General features: G+C 70.4%; 12 protein-coding genes. 6 read left to right on the top strand and 6 right to left on the bottom strand.

What is annotated here, in order from left to right:
• Window positions 1–28: 28 nt before the first annotated feature.
• The 4 genes from VP06_RS14035 to VP06_RS14020 form a co-directional block, all read right to left on the bottom strand.
• Window positions 29–913 (bottom strand): dihydrodipicolinate synthase family protein, encoded by an 885-nt coding sequence (locus tag VP06_RS14035; protein WP_048464397.1) that lies wholly within the window; start codon window positions 911–913, stop codon window positions 29–31.
• Window positions 910–1731, bottom strand: coding sequence for a GntR family transcriptional regulator (locus tag VP06_RS14030; RefSeq protein ID WP_063928389.1), 822 nt, complete (start codon window positions 1729–1731; stop codon window positions 910–912). The genes VP06_RS14035 and VP06_RS14030 overlap by 4 nt, the downstream gene beginning before the upstream one ends.
• Before the next feature lie 274 nt (window positions 1732–2005).
• The gene (locus VP06_RS14025; protein ID WP_048464396.1) at window positions 2006–4156 is read right to left on the bottom strand and encodes a TonB-dependent receptor family protein; all 2151 of its coding nucleotides are present in this window, start codon (window positions 4154–4156) and stop codon (window positions 2006–2008) included.
• A gap of 41 nt (window positions 4157–4197) precedes the next feature.
• The gene (locus VP06_RS14020) at window positions 4198–4572 is read right to left on the bottom strand and encodes a hypothetical protein (RefSeq protein ID WP_048464395.1); all 375 of its coding nucleotides are present in this window, start codon (window positions 4570–4572) and stop codon (window positions 4198–4200) included.
• A 213-nt stretch (window positions 4573–4785) separates the two neighbouring features.
• On the opposite strand from VP06_RS14020, the gene VP06_RS14015 reads away from it, so the two are divergent.
• Window positions 4786–5127: a winged helix-turn-helix domain-containing protein gene (locus VP06_RS14015; RefSeq protein WP_048464394.1), complete on the top strand. Its 342-nt coding sequence runs from the start codon at window positions 4786–4788 to the stop codon at window positions 5125–5127.
• A 42-nt stretch (window positions 5128–5169) separates the two neighbouring features.
• On the opposite strand, the gene VP06_RS14010 is transcribed toward VP06_RS14015, so the two are convergent.
• The gene (locus VP06_RS14010) at window positions 5170–5877 is read right to left on the bottom strand and encodes a hypothetical protein (RefSeq protein ID WP_048464393.1); all 708 of its coding nucleotides are present in this window, start codon (window positions 5875–5877) and stop codon (window positions 5170–5172) included.
• A 231-nt stretch (window positions 5878–6108) separates the two neighbouring features.
• On the opposite strand from VP06_RS14010, the gene VP06_RS14005 reads away from it, so the two are divergent.
• From VP06_RS14005 to VP06_RS13990, 4 genes are all read left to right on the top strand, one after another.
• Window positions 6109–6660, top strand: a complete 552-nt coding sequence (locus VP06_RS14005) for a DUF4337 domain-containing protein (protein ID WP_048464392.1) — start codon at window positions 6109–6111, stop codon at window positions 6658–6660.
• A 427-nt stretch (window positions 6661–7087) separates the two neighbouring features.
• Window positions 7088–7741, top strand: coding sequence for a TetR/AcrR family transcriptional regulator (locus VP06_RS14000; protein ID WP_048464391.1), 654 nt, complete (start codon window positions 7088–7090; stop codon window positions 7739–7741).
• Window positions 7741–9003, top strand: coding sequence for an efflux RND transporter periplasmic adaptor subunit (locus tag VP06_RS13995; RefSeq protein ID WP_048464390.1), 1263 nt, complete (start codon window positions 7741–7743; stop codon window positions 9001–9003). The genes VP06_RS14000 and VP06_RS13995 overlap by 1 nt, the downstream gene beginning before the upstream one ends.
• A 4-nt stretch (window positions 9004–9007) precedes the next feature.
• Window positions 9008–12148 (top strand): efflux RND transporter permease subunit, encoded by a 3141-nt coding sequence (locus VP06_RS13990; protein ID WP_048464389.1) that lies wholly within the window; start codon window positions 9008–9010, stop codon window positions 12146–12148.
• A gap of 133 nt (window positions 12149–12281) precedes the next feature.
• Here the strand turns inward: VP06_RS13990 and VP06_RS13985 are convergent, their stop codons facing one another.
• Complete coding sequence (locus tag VP06_RS13985; protein WP_048464388.1) at window positions 12282–12788, bottom strand: SgcJ/EcaC family oxidoreductase; 507 nt, start codon at window positions 12786–12788, stop codon at window positions 12282–12284.
• Window positions 12789–13343: 555 nt separating this feature from the next.
• Here VP06_RS13985 and VP06_RS13980 point away from each other — a divergent pair.
• Complete coding sequence (locus VP06_RS13980; protein WP_245291174.1) at window positions 13344–14930, top strand: trypsin-like peptidase domain-containing protein; 1587 nt, start codon at window positions 13344–13346, stop codon at window positions 14928–14930.
• The last annotated feature ends 145 nt before the right edge of the window (window positions 14931–15075 follow it).

Genomic DNA, 15075 nt, shown 5'->3' with positions numbered 1-15075 from the left:
GAGACGATCCGTCAGGCTCTTACAAATTTCACGCCGCCGCGGCGCGCGACAGGCCGGCGATCTCCCCAGCGATGCGCTGCCCGATCGCAGCCTCCGCCGCGACCAGCGGGGGGCGCACCCGGCCGAACGCGGCCTCGCCGGTCATCGCCGCCATGGCGGCTTTCAGCACCGGCACGAACGGCCCGCGGATCAGGCCGATCGCCGCCCGCATCGGCTCGGCGGCGGCGGGATCGGTGAACATCGCCCGGACCAGGTCCGGCGCGAGGTTGGCCATCCCGCAGATCGTCCCGACCCCGCCCTCGGCGAGCGCCCGGCCGATATCGGCCTCGTTGCCGATGCAGACCGCGACCTCGGGCGCCGCCGCCCGGAAGGCCCGGAACTGGGCGAAATCGCCCGAACTGTCCTTCACCCCGGCCACCAGCTGGCCATAGCGGGCCCGTAAGCGCGCCACCGCCGCCGGGGGCAGGCCGACGCCGGAGGTCTGCGGGATGTGGTAGAGCGTCGCCCGCAACCGGTCGTCGCCGACGCCGTCGAGGATCGCCGCGAAGGCGTCGACGATCCCGGCCTCGGTCACGTCGCGGTAGAAATAGGGCGGCAGCACCAGGACATGGGTGAGGCCGAGGCCGAGCGCCGCTTTGGTCAGCGCGACGCTGTCGGGAATCGCCGGGGTGCCGGTGCCGAGGCCGATCTGCGCCGCCGGGATCCCGGCGGCGAGCAGGGCTTCGACCGCCGCGAGGCGCTCGAGGCCCGAGAACGAGGTGCCCTCCCCGGTGGTCCCGAACGGCACCACGCCGTCGCAGCCCCGCTCCATCAGGAACCGGACGTGACGCACGAGGGCGCCGTGATCGACCGCGCCGGTCGCGTCGAGCGGCGTGGCGAGGGCGACCCACAGGCCGGTGATGGCGTTGCTCATGCGGTCCTCCGAGAGGGCGCTTCGCGCCCGTCCGTGTCCAGGGATGCGGGCGCGTCGCGCCCGTTCGTGTCCAGGGATGCGGGCGCGTCGCGCCCGTTCGTGTCCAGGGATGCGGGCGCGTCGCGCCCGTTCGTATCGACGGATGCGGGCGCGTCGCGCCGGTCGGCCTCTCGGCCGGTCTCGAGCCCGAGCGCCCGGCGGCGCGAGGTGTCGAGGTGCCGGCGCAGGGCCGCCACCGCGCCGTCCGCGTCGCGCGCCTCCACCGCCGCCAGGACCGCGGCGTGCTCGGCGAAGGCGGGGGGCAGCACCTCGGGCGAGAGCGCGACGCGGCTCTGCATGATGACCCGGATGCGGATGAGGTTGACCCGGTGGATCTCCGAGACGAGGCCGTTGCCCAGATGGGCGACGAGCGCGTCGTGGAAGCCCCAATCGGTGGCTTGCGCCTCGGCGATCAGCGCCTCGGTGACGCCCTCCGCGGCCTGCGCGCTGATCCGCGCATGGGCGGCCCGCAGGGAGGCCACCAGCGCGGCCGGGGCGGTGCGGGCGAAATGCGCCACCGCCGCGGTCTCGATGATCTCCCGGAGCTGGAACGCCTCGTGGACCAGCCGCAGATCGACCGCGGCGACCTGGAGCCCGCGCTGCGGCAGGGTCGAGATCAGCCCATCGGCTTCGAGCCGCGGGATCATCTCGCGCACCGCGCCGAGCGGCAGGCCGGTGAGCGCCACCAGCTCGCGCTGCGTCACGAAGGAGCCCGGCGCCAGCCGCCCGCCCAGCAATTGCTGGACGAAGGCATCGTAAGCCTGGTCACGCTGTTTCATGTCAGTCGTATCTCACTGACATGTCAGATTGTCAATCGCTGACTGGTCGATCCATGCGCCCTGATCGGGGCAAGGCGAACGCGCCGGCCGGATTGGGACGGGACAGGGAAAGCCGTTGAGATCGGACGGTCCGGCCGTGGGCAATCCGGGGAGAGGGCGCGAGGGCCGACGCTCCCGAGGCGATGCGGGGCACACCCGCTCACCGCCTGCCGGCGCACGCGTCCGGCAGGCAAGATGCAGGTGGCGCGGGACAAGGAGCCCCGGGCGAAGGGCTTCAGAACGCGGCCCGGATGCCCGCGAACACGCTGCGACCGTTGCCGGGGTAGAAGGCCGCCAGCGCCGCGGCGCCGCCCGCCGCGGTCGCCGCATTGGTGACCACGGAGATGTCCGAGATGTAGCGCTCGTCGGTGAGGTTGCGGGCATCGACGAAGAGCGACACCCCGTTCTTGAAGTCGATGCCGGTCTGGACGTTGAACAGCGCGTAGCCCGGCACCCGCAGGGTGTTGGCGTGGTCGGCGAAGGCGCCGCGCGGGACCCAGTCCACCGAGGGCGAGAGGTAGAAGCCGCTCGGATGGACGTAGCCGAGCACCGTGCGCAGCACGTCGTCGGGAATGCCGGCGATCCGGTTGTTGCCGAAGACCGGATCGCGCACGAAGCGGAAGTCGTTGTGGGTCCAGATCTGCGTCAGGCTGACGGTGTCGCCGATGCCGGTCAGGTCCCGCGCCACCTCAAGCGAGACCGCCGCCTCGATGCCCTGATGGAGGGTGCGGGGCGCGTTGAAGGTCGCGGCCGGGATGTTGAGGCCGGGATTGATCGAGAAATTGATCAGCTCCTCGCGCAATTCCGAGCGATAGGCGGTGACGTCCCAGGCCAGGCGGTCGATGCGGCCGCGGGTGCCGGCCTCGTAGGTCCAGGCGCGCTGGGCCTCCAGCGGCACGAAAGTGGTCCGCAGCAGGTTCGACTGCGCGAGGTCGCTGAAATCCGGCACGTCGCGCGAGCGGGTGATGTCGCCGAACACCTGAATGTCCGGCAGCGGCTGCCACAGCAGCCCGAGCTTCGGGTTGATCCCCTCATAGGTCGCGTTGCCGAACTGGACCGTCGGGTTGGCGGCAAAGCCGCCCTTGTTGCTGTAGGTCCGGTTCGAGGAAAACAGCTTGGCGCCGGTCATCAGGGCCATGTCGGGCAGGAACCAGAACCGGTTCTCGCCATAAGCTTCGTAGTTCGAGGCGCTCTGGAGCGCGCGGAGGGTCTGGCCGCCGCGCTGGCCGGCGACGTTGGTGAATTGCAACGCCGAATTCTGGCCCGCGAAGGCGCGCAGGCCGAGGATCATGTCGTTGCGGTAGCCGCCGACATCGACGGTGCCGGCCCAGCGCGGCGCGATCCCGTAGGTCCAGCCATCCTGGTCGATGACCTGGAAGATCGGATGATAGAGGGACTTGTGGATCGCCCAGGTGTCGATGTCGAGCTTGCCGACATCGAGCAGGAACGAGGTCCGGTTGGCGATGCGCTGGGTCTCGACCTGCCGGGACTGGTTGCCGCTGATCGCCGCCGGGTTCGCGCGTTGCGGGTTGTTGAGCGCGTCGAACAGCGACAGAGTGCCGGGCAGCTTCTGGTCGGTGTTGTAGGAGCCGATGTAGAACCGCGTCTCGACGCCCGGCGCCAGCCGGTAGCCGAGATTGGCGTTGAGGTTCTGGGTGCGCTGGGTCTCGTGGGTGCGGTAGCCGTCCGAGTTCGTCGCGGTCCCGCTGATCAGGAAGTCCGCCGGACCCGCGATGCGGGAGAACTGGAAGCTCTCGCGGATCGTGTTGAAGCTGCCGCCGTCGATGCGCAGGATGTTGGGCGCCAAGGCGGTGTAGGCGGTCGGCGTGACGACGTTGATCGCGCCGCCGAGCGTCGTCGCCCCGAAGGTGAGGGCGTTGCCGCCCTTGTAGACCTCGATCGAGCGCAGGGCGAGCGGATCGATCTGGTAGAAGTCGCCGCTGCCATCGGCGAGGTTGAGCGGAATGCCGTCCTGCAACAGCTCGATGCCGCGCAGGTGGAAGGCGCGGGCGACGCCCGACCCGCGCACCGACAAGCGCAATTCCTGGCCGTAGCGTTCCTGCACGAAGACGCCGGGCGTGTCCTTGAGGACGTCGCGCAGGGTGTTGGCGTAGCGGTTCTGGAAGTCGGCGGCATCCACGAAGGCGACGGAGCCGACGGTGGCGTTCACGGCGGCGCGCTGCCGGGCGACGCTCGGCACCGTCACGGATCCGGCGGTCTCGCCGGGGCGGGCCCCCGTGCCGGCATCCGGGGGAGCGGCGCCCGCGACCGTGATCTGGTCGAGGGGAATGGTGGTCGCGGCGACGGTCTGCGCGCGAAGCGAGGTGGTGGCGAGCAACAGGGCGAGCAGGGCGGCACAGGGCGCGACCCGCGGAAGGCGAGGCATGGCTGGAATCCATCATCTGACTGACCGGGACGGGCGATCGGTCAGAGGACGGGAGGCGCTCGGGCACTGGCGCTGACCCCGGGCGGGGCGCGGGCAGGGGCCGGGACCTCAGGACGCCACGTCACGCCGACGCTCCGGCGGATGGGCCAGGCGACGAGCGTGGAATCCGGAAGCGGCGCCGTCACGACGCCTGCGCCGTGGGCCGCCGTGCAGCAATCGAGATGGCTGTGACCGGCCGGCGTCCCGGCCGGGGCATCGGGCGCGGCGCCGGCCTCCGGCGCGCAAAGGATGTGGGGCAGGCCCGGCTGGACGGTGACCAGCGCACCCGCGAGGAAAGCCTGAAGGACGAGCGCGTACAGCGCGGCGACGGCGATCACCGCACGGCAGGCGAGTCGGCTTGTCCTCTCCTTCGGCATGGCTCTCGCGTAAGGCCACGCTTGGGCACGGGTCAAGCGGCGGGCCGCGCCCCGCACCGATTTCGCCAGCCTGTGTCGCCGGCACCGGCCGTGGTGGAGGGCCGGTGCCGGCCTGAGGGTCGAACCACGGAGCCGAAGACCGTGGCGCGCGCCGCCGGGCGCGGTAGAGGAATCCCGATGTCGTGCCCGGCGCGACCGCCACCGAGGCCCGCCATGCCCACCCTCAGCCTCCGCATCGACCTCGCCCCCGGGATCCGGGTCGGGCCCGGCAAGATCCACCTGCTCGAGGCCATCGCCGCCCACGGCTCGATCTCGGCGGCAGGTCGCGCGCTCGGGATGTCGTATCGCCGGGCCTGGCTGCTGGTCGACGAGCTGAACCGAGCCTTCGCCGAGCCGGTCGTGGCGGGCCAGGCCGGGGGGCGCCGCGGCGGGGGCGCCCGGGTGACGCCGCTCGGCGAGCGGCTGGTCGCCAGCTACCGCGCCGTCGAGCGCGACGCGGCCGCGGCGGCGGCGCGCCACCTCGCGGGGCTCGACGCGGCGCTGGCGCCGCGCTGAACCGACGCTCGGCGTCGGGACGAGGCGTGCCGGGCGCGGCGATCAGGGCTTCGGACAGGCCGGGTCGGCCGGGCGGGCTGCGCGGCGGAAGTCCAGGACCTCGCGGGTATAGGTCTCGACCACCTCCGAGAATGGCTGCCGCTCGGCCGTGAACAGCACCGCGCGGTGGCTGAACAGGTGCTCGGGCACGGCGAGGCTGCCGCAGGACGGGGCCGGGGGCGCCGCCTGGTCCCAGCCCTCGGGCAGGGGCTGCCACAGCGGCTCGGACCCGACCGTCTGGCGGGTGGTGCCGAGGGGCGCCACCGCCCGGCCGAACGGCGTGTCGGTGGTCTCCAGCAGGCGGTTCATCTCCGGGGTCAGGCGGGCGGGCACGTACCAGTTGTCGGCCTCCGACAGCACATGGTCGCCGCAGGCGAGCCGCACCCGGCGGTAGCGCAGGGGCTCGTCCGGCCCGACCGCGAGGCGCTTGCGGGTCTCCGGGCTCGCCGGCTTGTCGACGCCCCGGTCGAGCCGGGCGGCGAGGCGCGGCGTCTCGGCCATGTGGTGGGCGGCGCACCAGCCTTCGAGCGTCGCGGTGGCGCTGCGGCTCGCCAGCAGGGCGGCGTTGAGGCTCTGCACCACCGCCACGGCCTCGACGCGGGAGAGATAGGTGTCGGGCCAGTCCGGCCCCGCGGCCCGGGCGGGGAGGGCGGCGAGAGGGACCGCGAGGAGCGGCGCGAGGGAGCGGGCGAGGGAACGGGCGTGCGGCATGGCGGGGCGTCTCTCCGGGCCGGCCCCGTGCCCGGGGCCGCTGCCCAGGGCCTGCCCGGTCCGGCCGACGGCCGCAAGCGGGGGGCTGGCGTGCCGCCACGGCCCGGCTATGAAGACGCCCGGGCCGCCGATTCGCCGCTGGCGCGGTGCGGCTGTTCTTCGTCCTGTCGCAGGGTTTCGCCAGTCTGGGCGCGGCGCGCGCCCGTCATGGCCGCTAGAGGGGAGACGACGATGTCGGGTGGTCACGGAGCGGTCGACAGCTCCAACAAGAAGGTTGCGCTGCTGATCTCGGTTCTGGCTCTGTTCCTCGCCCTCGGCGAGACCCTGGCGAAGAGCGCGCAGACCGAGGCGCTGAGCGCCAACGTCGAATCCTCGAATCTCTGGGCCTATTTCCAGGCCCGCACGATCCGCACCACGATCCTGAAGACCGCCGGGGAGCAGATCGCCCTCGATCCCGGCGCCTCCCCGGAAGCGGTGAAGAAGCAGGTCGAGGACTGGGCCAAGACCATGGCGCGCTGGGACTCCGACCCGTCCTCGGGCGACGGCCGCAAGGAACTCGCCGCCAAGGCCAAGAAGGCCGAGGAGAAGCGCGACCTCGCGCTCGAGCGCTACCATCATTACGAAATCGGCTCGGCTGCCTTCCAGATTGGCATCGTGCTCGCCTCCGCCCAGGTCATCACCGGCATCGCGGCGCTCGCCTTCGCGGGCGGGGCTTTGGGCGTCGCGGGGATCGCCATGCTGGCGATCGGGCTGTTCGCGCCGCACGCCATCCATCTGGTGTGACCCTCGGCCGGTCTCGATTGTCTCACGTCTGCGCTCTCGGCCTCTGATCAGGCCGAGGGCGCACGCGACGAGGACCTGCGGCGGCGCCTCGACGCCCCCCACCATCCCGAGGCACGGTCGGGGCCACGTCCAGAGCCGATGCTCTCGCCCATGCGATGACCCGCCAGCCGACCGACCAGTATCGATTTCAATCATACGCTCGATTGCAGAGAGACCGCCGCCCGATCGATTCGATCGATCGAGCCTGGCTGCGTGTCGATCCACGACCAGGCTGCCCGTTGCAAGATGCCGACAGCACATCCCCAGGATGTGCCGGAACCGGCCATTCCCGTTTCGCTCCTATTGCGCCTTCGTGTCGCAGAAACCTCAGCTTGCCAGCGCGATGCGCCGCACCCCTAACTGAACCCGCCAGTTCAGTTAGGGCTTCATGAGCGACGCCGCCCACCCCGTCGATCGCCTCCGGCTCGCGCGTGCCGCCGCCGCGCAGCCGGTCGCCTGCAAGCTGCTCGACCCCAGGCGGCGGCGCCGCATCCTCGAAGCCGGGATGGAGCTGTTCTCGGGCCTGCCCTACGCGGCCGTGCACATGGACGCGGTCGCCGCGGCGGCCGGCGTCGCCAAGCCCACGCTCTACCGCTACTTCCCCACCAAGGAAGCCCTGTTCATCGACGGCCTGGCCTGGACGCTGGCGGAGTTGCGGGACGCGATCGCGGCGATTCCGGCGACGGACGCCGCCGCGCGGCTGCGCTCCGCGGTCGGGCTGGTGCTGGAGCGCATCGGCGCGCTCTCGCCGGCGCTGACCGCCATCGAGGGGCGCGGCGCCGAGTTCGGCGAGCGCAGCCGGCGGGTCCTGCGCGAGGGCTTCGACGGCTTGCGCGATGCGCTGGCCGACCTCCTGCGCGCCGGGGTCACGGCTGGCGAGCTGCACGTGCCCGACATCGACCTCGCGGTGCTGATGATCCTCGGCGGCATCCGCATGGCGGTGCACGGCACCGGCCGGCGTCCGCCCGCGTCAGTCGCAGTGGCCGATTTCTTCCTCAACGGCCTCGGCGCGCCGTCCGCGCCGCGCAACGGAGCGCCCTGATGATCCGCCTCGTCCTCGTCCTCCTGGCGCTCGTTGCGGGCGGGGCGGGCTGGCTCGTGCAACGCCATGGCGGCGACACCCGCGCCGCCTGGAGCACGGCCCGGGGCGCGCTGCCGGCCGATCTCGCCCGGCACCTGCCGGAGCACCTGCCGGTGGCCTATGCCCCGCCGGCCCCGCCGCCGCCGAACCCCGCCGCGTCCCGTCCGGTCGTCACCACGGTGGCGGCGGGCGTCACCGACCTCGCGCTCACCCGCTCGGCGGTGGGCTGGGTCGAGCCGATGGCGAGCGTGATCGTGCGTCCGCGCATCGACGGGGTCATCGTCGAGCAGCTCGCCCGCGACGGCCAGGTGGTGAAGGCCGGCGACGTGCTCTACCGCCTCGACGACCGCGAGATCCGGGCCCAGATCGCCCGCGACGAGGCGGCTTTGGCCCGCGACCAAGCGACCCAGGTCCGCACCCAGAACGACGTCCGCCGCGTCGGCGAATTGCTGTCGCGCAACTCCGCCTCGCAGGCGCAGTTCGACATCGCCTCCGCCGAGGCCAAGGTGGCGGCGGCGAACGTCGCGGCGTCGTTGGCCGCGATCGAGGCCGACACGGTCCGGCTCGACTACACCACCGTGCGGGCGCCGATCGCCGGCCGCCTCGGGCGGGTGCTGGTCACCACCGGCAACCTCGTCAAGGGCAACGAATCCGCCGGGACCGGCCTCGTCACGATCACGCAGATGCGCCCCTTGCGCGCCACCTTCTCGCTGCCCGAGCGCGACCTCGACGGGCTGCGGGCGGCTCTCGGCCGTCCCGGCACCGCGCCGGTCCGGGTCTATCCAAGCGGCGGCGAGGCGGTGCTGGCGGTCGGGCGGCTCTCCTTCGTCGATTCGAGCGTCGATCAGGCCTCCGGCACCGTCACCGCCTGGGCCCTGTTCCCCAACGAGGACGACCGGCTCTGGCCCGGCCAGTACGTGCGGATCGAGGTCGATCTCGGCCGGCGGCCCGGCACCGTGACGGTGCCGCAGGCGGCGGTGCAACCCGGGCAGGAGGGCAGCTTCGTCTGGGTGGTGCGGCCCGACCGCACGGCCGAGCGCCGCACTGTCGAGGTGATCACCTCCCGCGACGGCCGCGCCGCCCTGAGCCTGGGGCTGAAGCCCGGCGAGCGGGTGGTGGTCGAGGGCCAGTTCCGGGTCCGCGCCGGCCTGCCCGTCACCGAACGGCCGCAGGACGCGACCGAGGCGCAGGCTGCCGCCGGCGCCCCGACCCGGATCGAGTAGTCCGATGAACCTCTCGGCCCCGTTCATCCGCCGGCCCGTCGCCACGATCCTGCTGTCGATCGCCCTGACGCTGTCGGGGCTGTTCGCCTACCGCTTCCTGCCGGTGGCGGCCCTGCCGACCGTGGATTTCCCGACCATCTCGGTCACCGCGCAGCTGCCCGGCGCCTCGCCGGACTCGATGGCGGCGTCCGTGGCGACGCCGCTGATCAAGGAATTCTCCACCATCCCGTCGATCGCCACGATCTCGGCGACGAACTACCAGGGCTTCACCTCGATCACCGTCGAGTTCGAGCTGTCGCGCAACATCGACCAGGCCGCCGCCGACGTGCAGGCGGCGATCACCCGGACCTTACGCCGGCTGCCGGTCGAGCTGACCATCCCGCCGAGCTTCCGCAAGCTCAACCCCGCCGACGCGCCGGTGATCCTGCTCGCTCTGTCGAGCGAGACGACGCCGCTGCCGACGCTCGACGCCTTCGCCCAGACGGTGATCTCGCCCTCGCTCTCGACCATCACGGGTGTGGGCCAAGTGCTGGTCTATGGCAGCCAGAAATTCGCGGTGCGGGTCCAGCTCGATCCCAACGTGCTCGCCGCCCGCGGCATCGGCGTCGACGAGGTGCAGGCGGCGATCCAGAACGCCAACACCTCGACGCCGGTCGGCGTGGTCGAGGGCAGGGGGCAGAACCTCACCATCCAGACCAACACCCAGCTGATGAACGCCGACGGGTTCCGCAACGTGATCGTGGCTTTGCGCAACGGCCGGCCGGTGCGCCTCGGCGAGGTCGCGCGCGTCATCGATTCGGTCGAGAACAACCGCATCGCCTCGTGGAAGGACGGCACCCGCGGCCTGGTGCTCGCCGTCCAGCGCCAGCCCGACGCCAACACGGTCGACGTGGTCGACCGGGTGCGGGCCATGCTGCCGAAGTTCCAGGAACAGCTGGGCGCGAGCGGCAGCATCGCCGTCGTCAACGACCGCTCGCTCTCGATCCGCGAGGCGGTGCACGACGTGCAGTTCACGCTGGTGCTCACCATCGTGCTCGTCGTCGCGGTGATCTACCTGTTCCTCGGCCGGCTCGCCGCGACGCTGATCCCCTCGGTCGCGGTGCCGATCTCGATCATCGCGACCTTCGGGGCGATGTACCTGCTCGGCTATTCGATCGACAACATCTCGCTGCTCGGCCTCACCCTGGCGGTCGGCCTCGTCGTCGACGACGCGATCGTGATGCTGGAGAACATCGTCCGGCACGTCGAGGAGGGGATGAAGCCGTTCGAGGCGGCGCTGAAGGGCGCGGGCGAGATCGGCTTCACCATCCTGTCGATCACCATCTCGCTCGTCGCGGTGTTCATTCCGGTCCTGCTGATGGGCGGGGTCGTCGGACGGATCTTCAACGAATTCGCCATCGTGGTGACGATCGCCATCGTCGCCTCGGCGGTGATCTCGCTGACGCTCACCCCGATGCTCGCCGCCCGCCTGCCGGCCGATGCCGCCGGGCATGGGCAGAAGAAGAACCTGTTCGAGCGCAGCTTTTCCCGGATGCAAGGCGCTTACGAGCGCGGCGTCGACCTCTGCCTGCGCTGGCCCTTCGCGGTGCTGCTGGTGTTCTTCGCCAGCGTGGCGCTCACCGCCTGGATGTTCGTCGTCATCCCGAAGGGCTTCTTCCCCTCGGAGGATATCGGCCAGCTCCAGATCGCCACGGAGGCGGGCCAGGACGTGTCCTTCGACGCGATGACCGCGCTCCAGCACGAGGCCGAGGTGATCCTCGCCCGCCATCCGGCGGTGGCCCACGTGGTGAGCCGGGCGGGCTCGAACGGCTTCTCCGGCACCCTCAACCAGGGCTCGTTCTTCGTCGAACTCAAGGACCGGGAGCTGCGTCCGCCGCTCGCCCGCACCATCGCGGAGCTGCGCCGGGACCTCGCCGCGGTGCCGGGCCTCACGTCCTTCATCACCCCGGTGCAGAACCTGCGCCTCGGCGGGCGCCAGTCGAAGAGCCAGTACCAATACGTGGTGCAGGGGCTGAACCGGCCCGAGCTGGAGCGCTGGTCCGAGCGGTTGACCGAAGCCTTGGCGAAGGACCGCGCCACCTTCACGGGCGTCACCAGCGACCTCCAGAACGCCGCGCTCCAGGCCAAGGTCACGGTCGACACCGACAAGGCGCAGGCGCTCGGCATCACCTCCGACCAGATCCGCCAGACCCTCTATACCGGCTTCGGCACCCGCCAGATCTCGACCATCTACGGCACCGCCGACAGCTACCAGGTGATCACCGAGTTCGACCCGCGCCTGAACTGGACCGCCGACCGGCTCGACGAGATCCGCCTGCGCGCCGCGAACGGCAAGCTCGTCCCGCTCTCGGCGGTGGCGAGCGTCACCCGGGTGCCGGGCCCGCTCTCGGTCAACCAGCTCGGGCTCCTGCCGGCGGTGACGATCTCGTTCGACCTCGCCCCCGGCGTCGCCCTCGGCCAGGCGGTCAACCGCATCGCCGCGATCAAGGACTCGCTCGGGGTGCCGGGCACCATCACGACGACGTTCGCCGGCACCGCCCAGGTGTTCCAGGACGCGCTGGCGAACCAGGGGCTGCTGCTGGCCGCCGCCGTCATCACCATCTACCTCGTGCTCGGCATCCTCTACGAGAGCTTCATCCACCCGCTCACCATCCTGACCGGGCTGCCGGCGGCGGCGATCGGGGCGCTCGGCGCGCTCCAGCTCTACGGGATGGACCTCTCGGTGATCGCGATCATCGGCGTCTTGATGCTGATCGGCATCGTGAAGAAGAACGCCATCATGATGATCGACGTCGCCCTGGTGCTCCAGCGCGAGCAGGGCTGGAGCCCGGCGGCGGCGATCCGCGAAGCCTGCTCTTTGCGCTTCCGCCCGATCATGATGACCACGGCGGCGGCCGTGATGGGCACCCTGCCGATCGCCATCGGCCACGGCGCCAGCGCCGAGCTGCGCCAGCCCCTCGGCGTTGCGGTGGTGGGCGGGCTCCTGGTCTCGCAGCTCCTCACCCTGTTCATCACGCCGGTGCTCTACCTCTACATGGACCGCCTCGGCACCGGTGCGACCCGCCTCGTCCTGTCGCTCCGCCGCGGCCGCCGCACGGCCCACCCGCCGGAGGGGGAGGCGGCCCGGCACCAGCCGGCGGAGTGATCCCGTCGGTCCCTCGATGCGTCAGCATCTTGGGCCGTCGGATCTTGGGCCTTTGAATCTTGGGCCTTTGAATCTTGGGCCTTTGAATCTTGGGCCGTTGGTATGATTCGGCAGCCTCAGTGATCCTTGAGCCTCAGTGATCCTTGGCGGCGGCGGTGGCGGTGACGACCGGCTCCGGCATCGCCGAGGAATGGTGGTGCGCGATCAGCCACTCGCCGTCCTTCAGCACGTAGATGAAGCTGTAGCGCGCCGGCACCACCACGTGCTCGCCCGGATTCTTCCCGTCGATCAGGAAGGTGTAGGTCCCGACATCGGTCGCCAGGTTGCAGCCGACCTTGACCGTGCGGGTGTTGATGACGCCCTGCGGGTGCTTCTCCAGGAAGTGCACGAAGTAGTCCTGGATCATCGCCCGGTCGGTGCGCGGCGTGTTGGACACGGTCGGCAGCAGCACGGCATCGGGCGCGTAGTTCGCCGTGACCTTCGCCGGGTCGAGCGTCGCCAGCGACGTGTTCCAGCGATCGAACAGGCCCTCGATCTGGCGCTCGGTGACCACGGCACACTCCGTCGTCTCGGCCCGCACCGGCGCGGCGGCGAGCAGCATCACCCCGGCGGCGCATGCCGCGAGCATCGTCGTCTTCATGATTCGGTCGTCTCCCTGCCGTGGCCGGCAGCGGGACAGTACAATGGCGGCGCGACGCAATCGACAGGAATGCGTTCGGTTCCCAAACACCGTCGAATTCTTTCGGTATAGGTCAAAAGAGATAGCGCTTCCGCCATCGTCCTGTAACCCTCCAATAACACCTGCCCTTCTCCATTCATTGGATACCGTCATCGCGGTGACGACAAGCGGGAGATGGCCGCCGCTGTCGAGGAGCCGGCGGCTCGCGAGAAGGCCGCGGCGTCAGAGGGCCGAGCATGTCCCGGGGGCCTCTTGCGACGCCTCTTGACCCTGGAACGGCCCGGACGACCGCCCGACCTGCCTCCGAGACCGGTGACGCCGTGGTGGCGGCGCGCGAAGTCTGCGGGCGGGCCCGGCGCTCCCCTGGTCGTCGGCTCCGCCCGACCGGGAACGAAAAGACCGAGACCCTTTCAGAGAACTTTGTTCATCCTATCCACGAAGGAGACGGCTCGACGCCCCTGGGCTGTGGGCAGCCACGCGCCAAACTTGGCGGCACAGGCCTATCGCGTTTGACACTTGGCCGATTCATTGCAACGTTGCACTGACGAGTGCCGGGACTGCCATCCAATGCGTCGCTTCGTTTTTGCTCTTGTTGCCGGATTGGCGGCTCACCCCGCAACCGCTCAGGTGCGGACGCCGGATTTCGCGAGGGCGGACCACATCTTCAACGAAGAGCATAGCTTGCGCTCCCGTGTGCTTTCACAAATCCTGCTGATCGCCACCGGTCACCAAACCTCCGTTCCGACCGAGAGCCTCGGCCTGCGCACCTTCGAGGCGACCAAGCGCTTCCAGGAGGAGAATGGCCTTTGGCCGGATGGGGCGTTGAGCAGGCAGACGGTCGATACGCTCATCAAGGCCGCCGTGCCGATGCTCGGCCTGTGGAACTTCAAGCTGATCGAGCATCCGTGGCGTGGTCGTCCGATCTGGATCCCGCAGGGCCTGGCGCTGCGCCCCGCCGCCAACAAGAACGGCCTTGCATTCGAGGACGCCATCGACCGTTTGAGCGTGAAATACAATTATTTTCCATCGATCGGCATCGATCTCGTCTATTCGGAGACGCTCGAGCGGAAGCGCCGCAATCGCTACGCTGTCAATTACAGCGTCATCAAGGACGGGTGGTTCGTCATCTCGGCGACCTCCCCGGGCGGCAAGGACGAGTATCTTCGCTACCATCAGGACGCCGACGGGGTCCTTGGCTTCTCGCTGTTCTGGGACAACGCGAAGGGGAATGTCGGCGGCGAGCGTGTCGCGATCCTGATGTCGGCGTCGCTCGGCTCGGTGATGAACGGACGGCCGATGATCGAGCCTCCCGGCGCATCGCAGCCGCCCCCTCAGGTCGCCACGACGCCTCCCGTGCGGGTCCCTGGTCCGGCGCAGCCCGTCGCGCGGGAGAATCCGCCGCTCCCCTCGGCCATGCCTCCAGCGGTGGCGACGCCCTCGCCACCGTCCGTCCCGCCGAAGGCCGAGGACAAGGGCATATCGACCGGCTCAGGCTTCTTCGTGGATGCGCGCGGGACCTTCGTGACGAACGCCCACGTCATCAAGGACTGCAAGCTCATCGCGGTCAAGCTCAACGACAACAAGGCGGCCCATCCGGCGCGTCTCGTGGCGACGGATGGCAGCAACGATCTCGCCCTTCTGGCCATCGACGATGCGAAGGGGGCAAAGTTCGCCTCGGTCCGCATGGGGACGCGACTCGGCGAGAGCGTGGCCGCCTTCGGTTATCCCCATGCGGACATCCTGGCGAGTTCCGGCAACTTCACCCTCGGGAACGTCACGGCCCTCTCGGGCTTGGGCGACGACAGCCGGTATTACCAGATCTCCACCCCCGTCCAGCAAGGCAACTCGGGCGGGCCGCTCCTGGATGGCTATGGGAACATCGTCGGCGTTGTCGCCGCCAAACTCAACGTGCTCAAGGTCGCCCTCGCATCCGGCGACTTCCCGCAGAACATCAACTTTGCCATCAAGAGCACGATGCTGGCGACGTTCCTGGAATCGAATCAGATCGCCATCCAGCCGGGGACGACCGCGGGAATCAAGCTCGATCCCGCCGACCTCGCAGAGGCGGCGAAGGCCATGACCGGGTTCGTGGCCTGCCAGTGAGGCCGCCCCCTTGCGCCGGCCCCGTCCCCGTCCCCGGTACGTCGTACCAACGGTCGTCAGACAACGACTGTTGGGTCCGGTCCTGCCTTGCCGAGGATCGACGGTGATGCGTCGGCATCCCGGACTACTGGTCTCGGGCGTCGGC

It is taken from the genome of Methylobacterium aquaticum (genome assembly GCF_001043915.1).
GTDB lineage: Bacteria > Pseudomonadota > Alphaproteobacteria > Rhizobiales > Beijerinckiaceae > Methylobacterium > Methylobacterium aquaticum.
Note: the sequence above shows the minus strand (reverse complement) of the source record. Positions and strands in the feature narration are given on the sequence as shown.

What these genes read in the sequence shown, in the direction of transcription:
- VP06_RS14035 (WP_048464397.1), bottom strand. Translation starts at nt 913, where the DNA reads ATGAGCAACGCCATCACCGGCCTGTGGGTCGCCCTCGCCACGCCGCTC.
- VP06_RS14030 (WP_063928389.1), bottom strand. Translation starts at nt 1,731, where the DNA reads ATGAAACAGCGTGACCAGGCTTACGATGCCTTCGTCCAGCAATTGCTG.
- VP06_RS14025 (WP_048464396.1), bottom strand. Translation starts at nt 4,156, where the DNA reads ATGCCTCGCCTTCCGCGGGTCGCGCCCTGTGCCGCCCTGCTCGCCCTG.
- VP06_RS14020 (WP_048464395.1), bottom strand. Translation starts at nt 4,572, where the DNA reads ATGCCGAAGGAGAGGACAAGCCGACTCGCCTGCCGTGCGGTGATCGCC.
- VP06_RS14015 (WP_048464394.1), top strand. Translation starts at nt 4,786, where the DNA reads ATGCCCACCCTCAGCCTCCGCATCGACCTCGCCCCCGGGATCCGGGTC.
- VP06_RS14010 (WP_048464393.1), bottom strand. Translation starts at nt 5,877, where the DNA reads ATGCCGCACGCCCGTTCCCTCGCCCGCTCCCTCGCGCCGCTCCTCGCG.
- VP06_RS14005 (WP_048464392.1), top strand. Translation starts at nt 6,109, where the DNA reads ATGTCGGGTGGTCACGGAGCGGTCGACAGCTCCAACAAGAAGGTTGCG.
- VP06_RS14000 (WP_048464391.1), top strand. Translation starts at nt 7,088, where the DNA reads ATGAGCGACGCCGCCCACCCCGTCGATCGCCTCCGGCTCGCGCGTGCC.
- VP06_RS13995 (WP_048464390.1), top strand. Translation starts at nt 7,741, where the DNA reads ATGATCCGCCTCGTCCTCGTCCTCCTGGCGCTCGTTGCGGGCGGGGCG.
- VP06_RS13990 (WP_048464389.1), top strand. Translation starts at nt 9,008, where the DNA reads ATGAACCTCTCGGCCCCGTTCATCCGCCGGCCCGTCGCCACGATCCTG.
- VP06_RS13985 (WP_048464388.1), bottom strand. Translation starts at nt 12,788, where the DNA reads ATGAAGACGACGATGCTCGCGGCATGCGCCGCCGGGGTGATGCTGCTC.